Source organism: Arthrobacter sp. Leaf234 (assembly GCF_001422665.1).
In the GTDB taxonomy this organism is placed as follows: Bacteria; Actinomycetota; Actinomycetes; order Actinomycetales; family Micrococcaceae; genus Arthrobacter_D.
In genome coordinates this window covers 630,217-644,938 of sequence record NZ_LMLU01000001.1, presented here as the reverse complement: position 1 = coordinate 644,938, position 14,722 = coordinate 630,217, and the positions used below count along the sequence as shown (strand labels likewise).

Sequence of the window (14,722 nt, the reverse complement as noted above, 5' to 3'; positions counted from 1 at the left end):
GGACCACCGCTCTGCGCGGCCGGCCCCCGTCGCGGGGCTCGCGGCCAGACCACGGACGCCCGACCCGGCGGCACCCTCCGGTCGCGGGGCGGAGCGCCGATCAGGCCTTCCGCGCCGTGACCGGTGGGAGATCCCGCCACGGCCGCGCCACAGCCCGCGCGCCGCGCGTCACCGGGTCCGGCACTTCCTCCCGGGGCGCCCGGCGCCGCAGCATCGCAGCCCGGCGGCACCGGTCGATCAGCGCAGCGAACGGAACGTCGCGCGGATGTCGTCGACGAGCAGCTCCGGCTGCTCGAGCACGGCGAAGTGGCCGCCGTCCGCCACCTCGGAGAAGTGCACGAGGTTCGTGTACCGCCGCTCGGCCCAGCGCCGGGACCGGCGGACGTACTCGCCCGGCATGATGCTCAGTCCCACGGGCAGGGTCAGCGGGTCCTCGAGCGTCCCAGGAGTCGCCCAGCCGTTCCTGCCGGACTCCCAGTAGAAGCGCGCTGCCGACGCCGCGGTGTTCGGGAGCCAGTAGAGCATGATGTCGTCGAGCATCTCGTCGAGGGTGAAGATCGCCTCCGCATCCCCGTGCCGTCCGTGCGCACCGCCCACGTCCTGGAACATCGCATAGATCCAGGCCGCCAGGCCGACGGGCGAGTCGGCGAGCGGATAGCCGATCGTCTGGGGCCGTGTAGCCATCTGCTGCGAGTAGGCGGAGAGGGTCTGCCAGTAGTACCCGCCCTCCTGCAACATCGCCTGCTCCTCTTCCGACGCCGCCCGCATCTCCTCCTCGGACGGCATGAAGAGCGCCATGTTCAGGTGGATGCCGGCCAGGCCGATGCCCTCGGACTGCTCCAGAGCGGCGAGTTCGGTCGTGACGGACGCCCCGAGGTCACCGCCCTGCGCGAACCAGCGGGCGTAGCCGAGCCGCTCCATCAGCACGGCCCAGGCCCTTGCCGTTCGCCGTGCGTCCCAGCCGGCTCCGGTGGGCCGGCCCGAGAAGCCGAAGCCGGGCAGGCTCGGGATGATGACGTCGAAGGCGTCCGCTGCGTCGCCGCCATGGGCTTCGGGATCCGTCAGGGGCCCGACGGCGTGCCGGAACTCCAGGACGGACCCGGGCCAGCCGTGGGTCAGCAGAAGGGCGCGGGCGCCGGGGATGCCGGAGCGGACGTGCACGAAGTGGATGTCGAGGCCGTCGATGCTGGTGGTGAACTGGCCCCAGGCATTGAGCTCCCCCTCGGTCCGGCGCCAGTCGTAGGCGGATGCCCAGTGGTCCGCCAGGGCCTGGAGCTTCTCCAGCCGTGGCCCCTGCGTCGTGTCCGGCACCGTCTCGCGGTCCGGCCAGCGCGTGGCCAGGATGCGCCGCCGGAGATCGTCGAGGTCCGCCTCCGGGATGTCGAGGATGAACGGCGTGACGGCGGGATGGTCATCGCGCCTGAGGGCTGCGGTCGGGTGTTCCGTCGTCGAGGAGGGCTGTGCGTCGGGCATGAGGTCCTTCTGATGGTGGTCGGGTCTCCGACCGGCGGGTGTCAGATCATCCTATCCACAGATCGTCTCGCGTGAAGATCATCTTTCATTGCTACGATTGACGGTATGACCGCTTCACCCTTCCCTGATTCGCCTCCCGAGCCCTCCGCCCCGCCGCGCGGCGGCGACATCGACTGGGATGCGGGGGGCATCGAGACCGAGCTGGGCTGGTCGGTGCAGGCGATGTCGCAGGGCTTCTCGCGCATCGCCACGGGTGCGGTCGCCGACGTGCCCGGCGGGCCGCGCGGGTACCAGGTCCTCGTGGCCATCACCACCGAGGACCCGGCCTCGCAGCTCGTCCTCGCGCAGCGCCTCGGCATCGACAAGACCGCGATGACCTATGTCATCGACGCGCTGGAGGAGGCGTCGCTGGTCGAGCGCCGACCCGACCCGCGGGACCGCCGCATCCGCCGGGTCCTCCCCACGGATCAGGGCCGGGCGGTCCTCACCTCGGCCCGAGCTGCGCTCCGCGCCGTGGAGGGAACCCTCCTGCGAGCCCTCGGCAGCGAGGAACAGACGCAGCTGCGCCGCCTCCTGGCCCGCGTCGCCCTCGATGCCGGTGCCGTCGAGTCCTGCCTCGGGCCCGTCCCAGGCGCAGGCCAACCCGCCGCCGCACCCCACCTCTCGGCCCGCGGGCGTCCCGCCGGTGCCCGAGCAACCGCCCCCACAGAGAAGAGCACCTCACCATGACCACCCTCCTCGTCGCCGGCGCCACCGGCGACCTCGGCCGCCGGATCGTCCGCGAACTGCTCACCGCCCGGCCCGACGCCGTCGTCCACGTGCTGACCCGCCCGGGCAGCGGCACCGCACAGTCCCTGTACGGCGAGCAGGACCGCGTCGAGATCAGGGTGGCCGCCTACGCGGACCACGCGGCCCTGGTCGCCGCGCTCTCGGGTGCCGATGTCGTCGTCTCCGCGGTGAGCGGCGCACGGGCCGTGATCCTCGATGCCCAGCGGGCGCTGCTCGCCGCGGCCGTCGAGGCCGGAGTCCCACGCTTCATCCCGTCCGACTACTCGGCCGACTACCGTCGCGTCAGCCCGGGCACCAACCGGAACTTCGAACTGCGCCGCGAGTTCGCCGCCGACCTGGACGCCGCACCGGTGCGCGCCACCGCTGTGCTGAACGGTGCCTTCGCGGACATGCTCACCGGCCAGGCGCCGATGATCCTCTTCGCGCGGAAGAAGGTGCTCTACTGGTCCTCGCCGGACCAGGTGCTCGATTTCACGACCAAGGACGACGTCGCCCGCACCGTTGCGCACGTGGCGCTCGACGACGCCGCACCCCGCGTCGTCGAGGTCGCGGGGGACCGGGTCACGGCGCGCAGCATCGCCCGGATGATGGGCGAGCTCACCGGCACGCCGTTCGGCACGCAGTGGGCCGGCACCACGGCGATGCTCTCCGGTGCCGCACGGATCGGTCGCCGCCTGTCCAGGGACGAGGAGGCGACCTTCCCGGCGTGGCAGGGCATGCAGTACTTCGTCAGCATGTTCAGCGGCGAGGCGGAACTGCAGCATGTGGCGAACCACCGCTACGGGCAGCAGGACTGGACATCCGTGCGCGATGTCCTGGCGAAGCACCTGCAGGTCGACGCCGCAGGCTGACCGGGCTGCTCAGCCCGGCCCGGAGCCGAACCAGACCCGCACCGTGAGCCCGCCGCCGGGCGTCCGGTCGAACGCCAGGTGTCCGTCGTGGGCCTGCGCGATCCGCACGCAGGTCGCCAGGCCGATCCCCGTACCCGCCGGATCACCCTCGCGCTCCAGCCGGACGAGGGGCTCGAGCACGCGGTCGTAGTCCTCCTCCGGGATGCCCTTCCCGTTGTCGGCGACGTCGAGACGCCAGAACGCGGGGCTGCCGGAGCCGGTGATGTGCACGCTCGGCGGCAATCCGGGCCGCGCGTACGCGACGGCATTCGCCACCAGGTTCTGGATCAGCACCCGGAGCTGCTGGCGGTCCGCATGGCCGGTGAAGTCGTCCACGGTGACGCGCACGCCGTCGACATGGTGCCCGAGGTCGTCGACGGCCGCGGACACGACCTCGGCGAGGGACACGGGGTCCCTCCGCGTGGCGCCCCCCACCCGGGAGTAGCCGAGGAGGTTCTCCACCATCGCGGACATGCGGAGCGCGCTCGCGCCGATGCGCTTGAAGTAGGTGCCGGCGGTCCCCTCCTGCAGTGCCGGCTCGTCCTCGGCGAGCTCGGCCAGCCCCACGACGTTGGTCAGCGGGCCGCGCAGGTCATGGCTGATGCGCCCGGCGAACTCGCCCAGCAGCTCGTTGCTGCGGCGGAGTTCCGAGACGGTGGCGTCGAGCTGGCGCGTCCGGAGCTGCAGGTCGAGGACGTCGACCACCTGGGCCGCGAGCGTCTCGAGTCCTGCGGCCTGCTGCTCCGTGAGTTCGCCCGGATGTTCGTCGAAGATGCAGAGCGTTCCCAGCGGGACACCCTCCGTGGTGAGCAGCGGCGTCGTCGCATAGAAACGCACGGCCCCGAAGCGTCCGTCGACGAAGGGGTTGGCGCGGAAGCGGGCATCCTCGGTGCAGTCCGCGACGACCACGGTGTGCCCGTACCTGAACACCTGCCCGCACAGCGAGTCCTCCCGTGCGCACATGAGCGGCTCGAGGCCGAGGGCGGCGATCTGGTGGAACTCGTCCTCCGTGATGATATTGATCGCGCCGTACTGGGCATTGCAGAGCTGGACCGCGAGAGACACGAGGTTCTGAAGGGCGGCGGGTGCGCCCGAAGGTGCGGCGGGCTGGGGCATGGACCCGACCGGCAATACCTCGCCGAGGGCCACGCCGAGTCCGTACTGCGCGAGCAGATTGGCATGGACCGACCCCCTGGCCGGACGTCGTTCCGATACCTGATCGGTCATGCGATCACGTCCTCTCGGTAGCCGCACGCCATGATCTGCCTCCAAGGGTAGTCCCCGGTACCCACGCGCACAGCGAACACCGGCAGCACCCCGACGGGCCGCACCGCGCGATCGGGGACAATGGAAGCGTGGCCCTGCTTACCGAATCCCCCGTCCTCGACGCCGATGCCGTCCGCCGTGAGGCCGGACGCCGTCGTACCTTCGCCGTCATCTCGCACCCCGACGCCGGCAAGTCGACGCTGACCGAGGCCCTCGCCCTGCTGGCCCGCGCCATCCAGGACGCCGGCGTGACGCACGGGAAGTCCAGCCGCCATGCCACGGTGTCCGACTGGATGGGCATCGAACAGGAGCGCGGGATCTCCATCAGCTCCGCCGCCCTCCAGCTGACCTACCGCGACACCATCCTCAACGTGGTGGACACCCCTGGGCACGCGGACTTCTCGGAGGACACCTACCGGGTCCTCGCCGCCGTGGACTCCGCCGTCATGCTGATCGACGCCGCGAAGGGCTTCGAGCCGCAGACCGTGAAGCTGCTGGCTGTCTGCAAGGCACGGAACATCCCGATCATCACGGTCATCAACAAGTGGGACCGGCCGGGCCTGGACGCCCTGGGCCTGATCGACGACGTCGGCGAGCGCACCGGGATGACACCCGTGCCGCTCACGTGGCCGGCCGGCATCGCGGGCCACTTCCAGGGACTGCTGGATCTCCGCGCCGAGCGGGCCATCGCCCTCGAGGCGGTCGAGGCCGGTGCGCAGGCGGCCGAGGAGACGGACATCGACATCGACGCCCTCGATCCGCGTGACGCCGGACCCTGGCTCGAAGCGCGGGAGGAATCCGGACTCGTCGAGTCCTCCAACGGCTCGTTCGACCGCGAGGAGTTCGAGGCGGCCCGCCAGACGCCTGTCCTCTTCGCCGCGGCGGCCAAGAACTTCGGGGTGTCGCAGCTGCTCGACATCCTCGTGGACGTCGCGCCCTCCCCGACGCCCCGCCCCTCCCGCGACGACGAGCCGCGCCCCATCGACGCACCGATGTCCGGCTTCGTCTTCAAGGTGCAGGCCGGCCAGGACAGCGCCCACCGCGACCACATCGCCTACCTGCGCATCTGCTCGGGCACCTTCGAGCGCGGCATGGTCATCACCAACCAGCGCACCGGCAAACCCTTCGCCACCAAGTACGCGCACCGCGTCCTCGGCCGCAGCCGCGAGGTCGTGGACACGGCCTGGCCAGGCGACGTCGTCGGGCTGGTGAATGCGACGAGCCTCCGCGTCGGTGACAGCCTCTTCGCCGAGGAGCCCGTGCAGTTCCCGGACATCCCCCGCTTCTCCCCCGAGCTGTTCGCCGTGGCGCGCGCCAAGGATCCGGGGCGGTACAAGCAGTTCCGTCGCGGGATCGAGCAGCTCGAGCACGAGGGCGTGGTCCAGGTGCTGCGCTCCGACCTCCGCGGTGACCAGGCACCGGTGCTCGCCGCTGTCGGGGCGCTGCAGTTCGAGGTCGCTGCCCAGCGCCTCGGTACCGAGTTCAACGCCCCCACCTCGCTCGACAACCTTTCCTACACCCTCGCCATGCGCGTGACCCCCGAGAGCCAGGGCGTCCCCGAGACCTTCCGCGGCGGCGAGATCCTGTCCCGGTCCGACGGCGAGAAGGTCGCCGTGTTCGGGGACAAGTGGAAGGTGGGCCACTTCACGAAGGACTACCCTGATGTCGTCCTCGAGCCGATCGGCGCGTCCGCCGACCTGTAGCTGCGCGGGGTGATCGAAGGTCCGGGCGGAAGGTCGGCCGGACCGACGGCGGCCTTCCGGAACAGGCCCTCGGCGTCATTCACCACTGCGTCAGCGCCCGTTCGCGCAGCCCGCGGGGTGTGGACTCAGCAGGGCTCCGGTGCCCCCCCCCCCTGAGCGAGTGGGGGCACCGGAACCGGCCGCTTGGTGGCTACCTAGTACGGCGGGGCTGCGGGTCGGCTGCGTATTCGGCGAGGGCAGGAAGCGCGTGACCCCGGAAGTCGAACATCGCCTGGTTCTCCCAGGCATTCCCGCTTGCCGGGTCGGCGGGGTCCCAGCCGTTGCCTTCAACGGCCGTCCAGGCCGGTTCCCAGCTGACCACCCCGATACCGCGACCACCGGGTGCCGAGGCGACGACGTCCTGCACCGCGCGAAAGTTCGCTGCTTGTCCTTCGGGGGTCGCCGGATATCCCGGAACCAGTTCGGATTCGAGATCTATCACGTTCTCCCAGGGATCGACGGGATGATCGGCAAGGGTGAAGGGGTAGGAGTTCTCCACGACGAGGACGTCGCGGTCGTATCGGGCGGACAGCGTCGTGATCGCGTTCTGAAGGTCAGCCATGGAACCGTGCCAGTAGCCGTAGTAGGACAGGCCGATGGTGTCGAACTGCACTCCGCGGGCGGTGATCTCGTCGAACCACCACGTGAGGCCGCCGATGCCGTTGTTGATGTTGGTCAGGTGCAGGATGACGTCGGTGTCGGCACTGACGTCCTTCACGGCGCGGGAGCCGGCTGAGAGGAACAGCGCGAGATTGTCCCACTGTGCCCCCTCGACGCCATCGCCGGGGATGACATCCCAGGTCTGGCCGAGCGGCCAGAGCATGCCCGGGTTGATTTCATTGCCGACCTGGACGGCGTCCGCTGTCACGCCGGCGTCCTTCAGCGCGGTCAGTACCTCGTGCGTGTGCTGGTACACCGCATCTGCCACGGCCTCCGGAGTGAGACCGGACCATGCTGCCGGCATGCCCTGGGCACCCGGGTCGGTCCACCGGTCGCTGTAGTGGAAGTCCACGAGCACGTCCATTCCGGCGGCCTTCGCGCGCCGGGCGGTTGCCACGACCTTCTCGGTGGTGTTGTACCCGTCAGCGGGGTCCACCCAGACCTTGAGCCGGACCATGGTTGCCCCGGAGTCGGCGAACGCCTGGACGGCATCCACAGGCTGGCCTGCGGCGTCGTAGTACAGGGCGCCGTTGTCCTCGTTCTTGACCAGGTTCGACAGGTCGGCGCCACGGACGGTCCGGGACACGGACCCCGGCGTCACGGTGACGTCGTCCACGACCACCCAGTCCCCGGCAGCGCCCCGCGTTTCGATGATCACCTCGCACGAGCCCTTGGTGACGTAGGCGTCCGCGGCGATGGTGAGCCAGGCACCGTCCTGGGCGGTGGATGGGATGACTGTCTCGCCGTCGGTCCCGCAGTTCCGCAAACCGATCCGCGAGGCCTTCACGGTACCCTCGGACTTCACCCGCGCTGAGACCGTCCACCAGCCCTCAGCGAGGGTGCCGGTCTTCTGGCGGGCGGTGACGGCGCCGTCTCCGGACAACCGCTGGACGAGGTGTGCACCCTCGGCGTCCCGCTCGATGGTGGTGGAGGCGGGGTTGCCCGTGGTCTTCCAGCCACTCAGCCCGGCCTCGAACCCGAAGTTGGTGATGCTTCCATTGCCGGCGACCGGCCCGGCGGGCGGCTGTGGCCGCGGCGGCGGGCAGGGCGAGGCCTGCGAGCAGTGTTGCGGCGACGACCGCGGTCGACTGCCGGCCGATGTGCTTCGACGTGCGCTGACGGGTGTGCTGACGGGTGTGCTGACTCATGCGTCCTCCTTGACGTGGTTCCCCTGAAGAGGGGAGCGCTGGTGGTGCGGTTACTTCTCCTGCTTCTCGATGACGGCGCACGCGCCCGCCGCGAGGAGTTCCCCCGCGCTGACGGTCCTGCCGCTGACGAGATCACTGCCGCCGACAGGCAGTGGGGCGTCGACGTCGGTGTGGTTGAGCACGAAGGTGAACGTGACTCCGTCGCCTGTGCGGGTGACCGTCTCGACCCCGGGCGTCGATGGTCCGTCGGGGATACCGGTTGCAGCGAGGGCCTCACCGAGCAGTGCGTCGAGGGTGCCGGACGTGGGGCGGGTAGAGACGTACCAGGCGGTGCCCTTGCCGAAGGTGTTCACGGTGATGGCGGCTTGACCTTCCGCGGGCCCCGAGGTGTAGCTGGTGCGGGTTCGGGCGCCGTGCAGCTCGATGTCCTCTGCCCAGATGTCCGCGCTCGAGCCGTCGTCGAGGGTCACGGTCTCGTGGCGACGCAGGGGCAGCCATTCGGCGACCGTCAGGCCGAGTACGGCCCGTAGTTGGCCTGGATGCCCACCTGCGGGTACGGCGTCGTGGTCATCGACGATGCCCGAGAAGAACGAGACGACGAAGTTGCCGCCCTCGGCGACGTAGGCTTCGAGGTTCTCGCGGGCGGCGGCAGAAACCGCGTAGAGGGCCGGAGCGAGCACGAGGTCGTAGTGCCCGAGGTCCTGCTCGGGGTGGGCGAAGTCGACCGTCACGTTGCGCTGCCACAGCGCGGTATACCAGGCCTCGATGCGTTCGCGGTGATCCAGATCCTCGGAGGGGCGCCACTCGAGGTCCTGCGCCCAGAAGGACTGCTGGTCCCACAGGATCGCCACTCGTGCATCGACCGTGGAGCCACGGACGGCACTTGAACGGCCGAGGAGGTGCCCGAGCTCGGTCACCTCCCGGAAGATCCTGGAGTCGGTGCCCTGATGCGGGACCATCGCCGAGTGGAACTTCTCGGCACCGGAGCGCGACGCCCGGAACTGGAAGAACATGACGGCATCGGCGCCACGGGCGACGTGACCGAGGCTGTTGCGCGTCATCTCCCCTGGCCGCTTGGCGATGTTACGTGGCTGCCAGTTCACCGCTGACGTGGAGTGCTCCATGAGCATCCAGGGCTTCCCTCCGGCCAGTGAGCGCGTGAAATCCGCATCCAGCGCGAGAAGTACGTGATTGTCCGTCCGTTCGGCGGTGAGGTAGTGGTCATTGGCGACGACATCGACCTCCCGTGCCCAGGACCAGTAGTCCAGCGAGGGGCAACTGGTGGCCATGAAGTTCGTCGTGACGGGCAGGTCCGGGGTGTACTCCCGGATCGTGTCACGCTCGAGCACGTAGCACTCCAGCAGGGAGTCGGAGGTGAAGCGCTTGAAGTCCAGGCGCTGGGCCGGGTTGACTACGGTTGCGCTCAGCCGGGGCGCGTCGATCTCCTCCCAGGAGCCGTACCGTTGGCCCCAGAAGGTGGTGCCCCATGCGTCATTCACCGCATCCAGCGAGCCGTAGCGGTGTCCGAGCCATTCACGGAAGGCCACGACGGATGCGTCGGAGTAGCACTCGCTGATGGGTGCCCCGTACTCGTTGTGCACGTGCCACAGGCGCAGCGCCGGGTGGCCGGCGTACCGTCGGGCCAATTCGCCGGTGATACGTGCCGCGTGGCGGCGGTAGTCGGGGGAGCTGGGTGAGGCCATGCCCCTCGACCCGTGGCCGAGCTGCACCCCTTCTCGGGTCACGGGGCGCGCCTGCGGGTACTTCTTCCAGAACCAGGCGGGCGGGGCCGCGGTCGGGGTACCGAGGTCGACGTCGATGCCTGCCGAGGCGAGCAGGTCCATGATGTCGTCGAGGAAGGTGAAGTCGAATTCGCCGTCGCGCGGTTCCAGCAGGGCCCAGGAGAAGATGCCGATGCTGACCAGGTTGATACCGGTCTGCTGCATCAGCGCGATGTCCTCGAGCCATGTGTCACGCGGCCACTGCTCCGGGTTGTAGTCACCGCCGTACCGAAGCTTCTGCGTGCCGCCGGGCCAGGACCGGGTGGCGGGAGCCGTGCTGGTGGCCGGTACGGCTGTGGTGGTGACAGCGGCGCCGGTGGCCTCGGACTGGTCAAGCGACATGAAAAATCCCCTTCGACTGTGTGCGCTCCCAGTTCTAGCACGGCTTTCTCACATTGCGATAGTGCAGCAGTTCAGTTCTTGACACGCTCCCAGACCCTGTGCGCTACTGGAACCGCTCACAGTCTGGCGCCCCATCTGTCATCAGGCGTACTGGATTGCTTTCGACAAGGAGGACGAAATGCGTTCATTTCTTCGCGTCGGTGCTATGGCCACCGTCGCTGCAACTGCCCTGCTGACAGCAGGATGCTCGAGCCCGGCCGCGGACCAACCCGCTGCCGACGGGCCCGTGGAACTCAGCTTCTGGGCCTGGGCCCCGAACATCGAGAAAGTCGTCGATCTCTGGAACGAGGAGAACCCGGAGATCAAGGTCACCGTCAGCAAGCAGGACGGTGGTGACCCGGCGATCACCAAGCTCCTCACCGCGATCAATGCCGGCAGCGGCGCCCCGGATCTCATTCAGGCGGAATACCAGAAGATCCCCACCCTCGTGGCCTCGGATGCTCTTGCCGACATCTCCGAGGGTGCGGGCGGCCTGCAGGAGAAGTTCCCCGAGGGCGTCTGGGATTCGGTGACCCTCGGCGGTGACGCGCTCTACGCCGTACCGCAGGACTCCGGGCCCATGATGTTCTACTACCGCGAGGACATCTTCAAGGAACTCGGACTGGAGGTTCCTACCACCTGGGAGGAATACGCTGACGTCGCCCGCGCAGTCCATGCCTCGGACCCCAAGCGCTACCTCGGCACGTTCTCGGCGAACGATGCCGGCTGGTTCGCGGGTATGGCCCAGCAGGCCGGCACCTCCTGGTGGAGCATCGACGGCGACTCCTGGGGCGTCGACATCGACAGCGAAGCCACCGAGAAGGTCGCCTCCTACTGGGGCGGACTCGTCGAGGAGGGTGCTATCGACAACAAGCCGATGTACACACCGGAGTGGAACGCAGGTCTCAACGACGGCAGCCAGGTCGGCTGGCTCAGTGCGATCTGGGCTCCCGGAGTCCTCTCCGGCAACGCAGCAGACACCGCCGGACTGTGGAAGGTCGCACCGATGCCGCAGTGGGAAGGCGAGGAAGCCACCGGCAACTGGGGCGGATCCTCCACGGCAGTCACCTCGCAGAGTGAGCACGCCGAAGCGGCAACGGAATTCGCGACATGGCTGAACACCGACCCCGAGGCAGTCCAGGCTCTCGCCGACGTCTCCAACGTCTACCCCGCCGCTACGGAGGAAGCCGAGTCGGCGCTCACTACGGCTCCGGATTTCTTCAGCAATCAGCCCGACTTCTACGACGTCGCAGCCGACGTGGCCCAGACGGTCAACCCGTTCACCTACGGACCGAACGTCAACGTTGCCTTCAGCGCCTACAACGACGAATTCGCCAAGGCCGCCGATGCGAAGACGGAGGCCGCCTTCGTCGACGCCCTCAAGGCGATGCAGGAGATCACCGTGACCGACCTCGAGGACAACGGTTTCAACGTCAAGTAGAAGCACCCGTACCACCGGTGCCGCCGTCCGCCCCACCGCAGGCGGCGGCACCACCGTTCGAAGGGGAACATCGTGAGTGCTCAACCAGCAACAACAGGATCCACCGGTGCCGGCTCCGCAGGGAACACGGTCACAGGTGATCCACTCCGGCCCGGAAACCCGGCCAAGACCGTGGCGGCGGTACCCGAGCGCCGTCGCTCGAACCGCTTTCGATCGCGCGTGCTGACACCGTACCTGATGCTTGCTCCTGGCATCCTCCTGTTCGCGGTGTTCATGGCAGCCCCCATCTTCTACACGCTGTACCTGAGCTTCCAGCGCATCGAAGTCTCGGGCCTCGGTCTCGGCTCGGGCGCGCGCAAGCAGGTATTCGCCGGCTTCGACAACTACGCTGCAGCGCTGAGCGACCCAGAATTCGGTGCCAGCGTCGGCCGAGTACTTACCTACGGCGTCATCCTGATCCCGAGCATGCTGGGACTGGCGCTGCTGTTCGCCCTGCTTCTCGACTCACGCCGGTCCAGAGCCACCACCTTCACCCGCGTATCGATCTTCCTGCCCTATGCCGTCCCCGCGGTCATCAGTTCCCTGCTGTGGGGCTTCCTGTACCTGCCCTCGGTCAGCCCGTTCTACTACGTGACGGAGCGGCTCGGATTCGACATGCCGCAGATTCTCTCCTCCGGGCTCATCATGTTCGGCATCGCCAACATCGCCCTCTGGGGAGGCGTGGGCTTCAACATGATTGTCATCTACACCTCCCTCAAGGCCGTGCCGAACGACATCTACGAGGCGGCACGGCTCGACGGCGCCTCGGAGATGCAGATCGCACTCCGGATCAAGATTCCCATCGTGATGCCCTCGCTGATCATGACGGGCCTGTTCTCCATCGTTGCGACCCTCCAGGTCTTCGCCGAGCCCACGACGCTCCGACCGCTGACGAACACCCTCTCCACCAGCTGGACACCGTTGATGAAGGTGTACCGGGACGCATTCACCCGGGACGACATCTACTCCGCGGCGGCAAGCTCGATCGTCATAGCCGCAGCTACCCTCCTCATCTCCTTCGTATTCCTCCGCGTGGTCCAAAAGCGCGCCTTCGGACAGGAAGACTGACATGGCTGCACCGTCCACACTCACCCCCTCACTGCGACCACGCCGCGACAGTGTCCACGGCCACGAGAAAGCCAGTCCCGTCGCGACGGTGCTGCTGCTCCTCGGAGCGCTCTACTGCCTCCTGCCGGTGCTGTGGGTCGTCATGGCCTCCACCAAGAACGGTTCGGAGCTCTTCTCCACGTTCACCTTCGCGCCCAGCACCCATCTGCTCACGAACATCACCGAACTGAGTAGCTACCGCGACGGACTCTTCTGGCGGTGGATGGCGAATACGGCGCTCTATGCCGGTGCGGGCGCGATCGCATCGACGTTCGTCTCCGCCCTGTCCGGCTACGTCCTCGCCAAATTCGCCTTCCCGGGCAAGGGAGCAGTGTTCAACATCCTGCTGATGGGGGTCTTGGTACCCGGCGTCATCCTCGCGATCCCCCAGTACTTCCTCATGGCGCAGCTCGGACTGACCAACACGTACTGGGCAGTCTTCCTTCCCCAGATCATCAGCCCGTACGGCATCTATCTGGCCCGCATCTACGCGGCTGCGGCTGTGCCCACGGATGTCATCGAGGCCGCACGGACCGACGGGTCCAGCGAAATGGGGATCTTCACGCGCATCGCGATGCCGATGATGCTCCCCGGTCTCGTGACCATCTTCCTGTTCCAGTTCGTCGCCATCTGGAACAACTTCATGCTCCCGTACATCATGCTCGGCGACGACAAGCTGTTCCCCATCACGGTGGGCCTGAACGGGCTCCTGAACCAGGGGGCATCGGCGCCCGCGCTGTACACACTCGTGGTGACGGGGGCGCTGCTGTCCGTCCTGCCGCTGATTCTGATGTTCCTCCTGCTGCAGCGTTTCTGGCGCGTCGACCTCGCAGCCGGCGCCGTCAAGGCCTAGGAAGCTTCAGGGATACGCTATGTCGGTGACCAGCATCCGGGGCTCGAAGAGGCCCACCATCGACGACGTCGCGAAAGCTGCGGGAGTCTCCCGTGGAACGGTGTCACGGGTTCTCAATGGTGGTCACTGGGTCAGCCCGGACGCACTCACAGCCGTCGAGATCGCCATCAAGAAGACCGGGTACCGGATCAACCCGCACGCCCGCAGCCTCGCCACCAGCAAAGCCAACACCGTGGCATTCCTTCTGAGCGAAACCCAGGAACGGTTGTTCGAGGACCCCAACTTCTCGATACTCATGCGTGGTGCGTCCGAAGCCCTCGGTGAACACGATGTCTCCCTCGTCCTCATCATGGCGGGCACCAAGGACGAACAACGACGGGCTCGCGACTTCATCACCGCCGGCCACGTCGACGGAGTGCTCCTGGTGTCCTCCCACGCGCGCGGTCAGTCGATCGTGGGTGAGATCCACCGGTCAGGCGTACCGATGATTGCGTGCGGCATCCCGCTCGGATTCGAGGGCAAGATCGGCTACGTGGCCGCCGACGACGCGACCGGTGCCCGCGACATGGTCGCCTATCTCCGTGGCCTCGGGCGCACAGGCATCGCGACGATCACCGGCCCGATGGACACCTCCGGAGGGGTCGGCAGACTACGCGGCTACCGCGAGCAGATGGGCTCGGACTTCGACGAGAATCTTACGGCGGCGGGTGACTACAGCAGAGACAGCGGGCGCCGGGCCATGCGGCAACTCCTCGATCAGGCACCGGACCTCGACGCCGTGTTCGCCGCAAATGACCTGATGGCCGCGGGTGCGCTCGATGTCCTGCGAGCTGCTGGCAAGCGAGTTCCCGAGGACGTCGCGGTAGCGGGTTTCGACGACTCGCCGGTGGCAGCGTCGACTGAGCCGCAGTTGACGACGATGCGACAGCCGTTCCTCAGAATCAGCCACGAGATGGTGAGAATCCTGCTGGGTGTGATCCGAGGGGATGACCCAGCGGCCATGATCCTGCCGACGCACCTTGTCGAGAGGGCCTCGACCAAGCCATCCTCGGCCGGGCTCACCGTGGGTACCTGATCTGTTCCGGACGCCGGGCGGTGTGTGAGCGTGCGGTGGTCTGTGCGGACGTCGCCGTGACACGCCGAGGACAACGT

At 68.1% G+C, this 14,722-nt stretch carries 11 protein-coding genes; 7 read left to right on the top strand and 4 right to left on the bottom strand.

What is annotated here, in order from left to right; genetic code table 11:
- Nucleotides 1–237 precede the first annotated feature (237 nt).
- Nucleotides 238–1,473, bottom strand: coding sequence for an epoxide hydrolase family protein (locus ASF21_RS02990; protein WP_082471191.1), 1,236 nt, complete (start codon nucleotides 1,471–1,473; stop codon nucleotides 238–240).
- Nucleotides 1,474–1,578: 105 nt separating this feature from the next.
- Here ASF21_RS02990 and ASF21_RS02985 point away from each other — a divergent pair, with 105 nt between their 5' ends.
- Complete coding sequence (locus ASF21_RS02985; protein ID WP_055766580.1) at nucleotides 1,579–2,202, top strand: MarR family winged helix-turn-helix transcriptional regulator; 624 nt, start codon at nucleotides 1,579–1,581, stop codon at nucleotides 2,200–2,202.
- Nucleotides 2,199–3,113, top strand: coding sequence for an NmrA family NAD(P)-binding protein (locus ASF21_RS02980; protein WP_055766577.1), 915 nt, complete (start codon nucleotides 2,199–2,201; stop codon nucleotides 3,111–3,113). Before ASF21_RS02985 ends, ASF21_RS02980 begins: the two co-directional genes overlap by 4 nt.
- Before the next feature lie 9 nt (nucleotides 3,114–3,122).
- Here ASF21_RS02980 and ASF21_RS02975 read toward each other — a convergent pair whose 3' ends face one another.
- Nucleotides 3,123–4,379 carry a GAF domain-containing sensor histidine kinase gene (locus ASF21_RS02975; RefSeq protein ID WP_055766573.1) on the bottom strand — a complete coding sequence of 419 codons (1,257 nt, stop codon included), beginning with the start codon at nucleotides 4,377–4,379 and terminating at the stop codon, nucleotides 3,123–3,125.
- A gap of 128 nt (nucleotides 4,380–4,507) precedes the next feature.
- Here ASF21_RS02975 and ASF21_RS02970 point away from each other — a divergent pair, with 128 nt between their 5' ends.
- Complete coding sequence (locus tag ASF21_RS02970) at nucleotides 4,508–6,121, top strand: peptide chain release factor 3 (protein ID WP_055766570.1); 1,614 nt, start codon at nucleotides 4,508–4,510, stop codon at nucleotides 6,119–6,121.
- 190 nt (nucleotides 6,122–6,311) lie between these two features.
- Here ASF21_RS02970 and ASF21_RS02965 read toward each other — a convergent pair whose 3' ends face one another.
- Entirely contained in the window at nucleotides 6,312–7,703 is a 1,392-nt protein-coding gene (locus ASF21_RS02965) for an arabinogalactan endo-beta-1,4-galactanase (protein WP_055766568.1), read from the bottom strand.
- Between the two features lie 315 nt (nucleotides 7,704–8,018).
- Complete coding sequence (locus ASF21_RS02955; protein ID WP_055766561.1) at nucleotides 8,019–10,091, bottom strand: beta-galactosidase; 2,073 nt, start codon at nucleotides 10,089–10,091, stop codon at nucleotides 8,019–8,021.
- 178 nt (nucleotides 10,092–10,269) lie between these two features.
- On the opposite strand from ASF21_RS02955, the gene ASF21_RS02950 reads away from it, so the two are divergent.
- The 4 genes from ASF21_RS02950 (at nucleotide 10,270) to ASF21_RS02935 (ending at nucleotide 14,645) form a co-directional block, all read left to right on the top strand.
- Complete coding sequence (locus ASF21_RS02950) at nucleotides 10,270–11,571, top strand: ABC transporter substrate-binding protein (RefSeq protein WP_055766558.1); 1,302 nt, start codon at nucleotides 10,270–10,272, stop codon at nucleotides 11,569–11,571.
- A gap of 237 nt (nucleotides 11,572–11,808) precedes the next feature.
- Nucleotides 11,809–12,678: a carbohydrate ABC transporter permease gene (locus ASF21_RS02945; protein WP_055769007.1), complete on the top strand. Its 870-nt coding sequence runs from the start codon at nucleotides 11,809–11,811 to the stop codon at nucleotides 12,676–12,678.
- Between the two features lies 1 nt (nucleotide 12,679).
- Nucleotides 12,680–13,570: a carbohydrate ABC transporter permease gene (locus tag ASF21_RS02940; RefSeq protein ID WP_082471190.1), complete on the top strand. Its 891-nt coding sequence runs from the start codon at nucleotides 12,680–12,682 to the stop codon at nucleotides 13,568–13,570.
- Between the two features lie 19 nt (nucleotides 13,571–13,589).
- The gene (locus ASF21_RS02935; RefSeq protein ID WP_055766555.1) at nucleotides 13,590–14,645 is read left to right on the top strand and encodes a LacI family DNA-binding transcriptional regulator; all 1,056 of its coding nucleotides are present in this window, start codon (nucleotides 13,590–13,592) and stop codon (nucleotides 14,643–14,645) included.
- The last annotated feature ends 77 nt before the right edge of the window (nucleotides 14,646–14,722 follow it).

What these genes read in the sequence shown, in the direction of transcription:
- ASF21_RS02990 (WP_082471191.1), bottom strand. Translation starts at nt 1,473, where the DNA reads ATGCCCGACGCACAGCCCTCCTCGACGACGGAACACCCGACCGCAGCC.
- ASF21_RS02985 (WP_055766580.1), top strand. Translation starts at nt 1,579, where the DNA reads ATGACCGCTTCACCCTTCCCTGATTCGCCTCCCGAGCCCTCCGCCCCG.
- ASF21_RS02980 (WP_055766577.1), top strand. Translation starts at nt 2,199, where the DNA reads ATGACCACCCTCCTCGTCGCCGGCGCCACCGGCGACCTCGGCCGCCGG.
- ASF21_RS02975 (WP_055766573.1), bottom strand. Translation starts at nt 4,379, where the DNA reads ATGACCGATCAGGTATCGGAACGACGTCCGGCCAGGGGGTCGGTCCAT.
- ASF21_RS02955 (WP_055766561.1), bottom strand. Translation starts at nt 10,091, where the DNA reads ATGTCGCTTGACCAGTCCGAGGCCACCGGCGCCGCTGTCACCACCACA.
- ASF21_RS02950 (WP_055766558.1), top strand. Translation starts at nt 10,270, where the DNA reads ATGCGTTCATTTCTTCGCGTCGGTGCTATGGCCACCGTCGCTGCAACT.
- ASF21_RS02945 (WP_055769007.1), top strand. Translation starts at nt 11,809, where the DNA reads ATGCTTGCTCCTGGCATCCTCCTGTTCGCGGTGTTCATGGCAGCCCCC.
- ASF21_RS02940 (WP_082471190.1), top strand. Translation starts at nt 12,680, where the DNA reads ATGGCTGCACCGTCCACACTCACCCCCTCACTGCGACCACGCCGCGAC.
- ASF21_RS02935 (WP_055766555.1), top strand. Translation starts at nt 13,590, where the DNA reads ATGTCGGTGACCAGCATCCGGGGCTCGAAGAGGCCCACCATCGACGAC.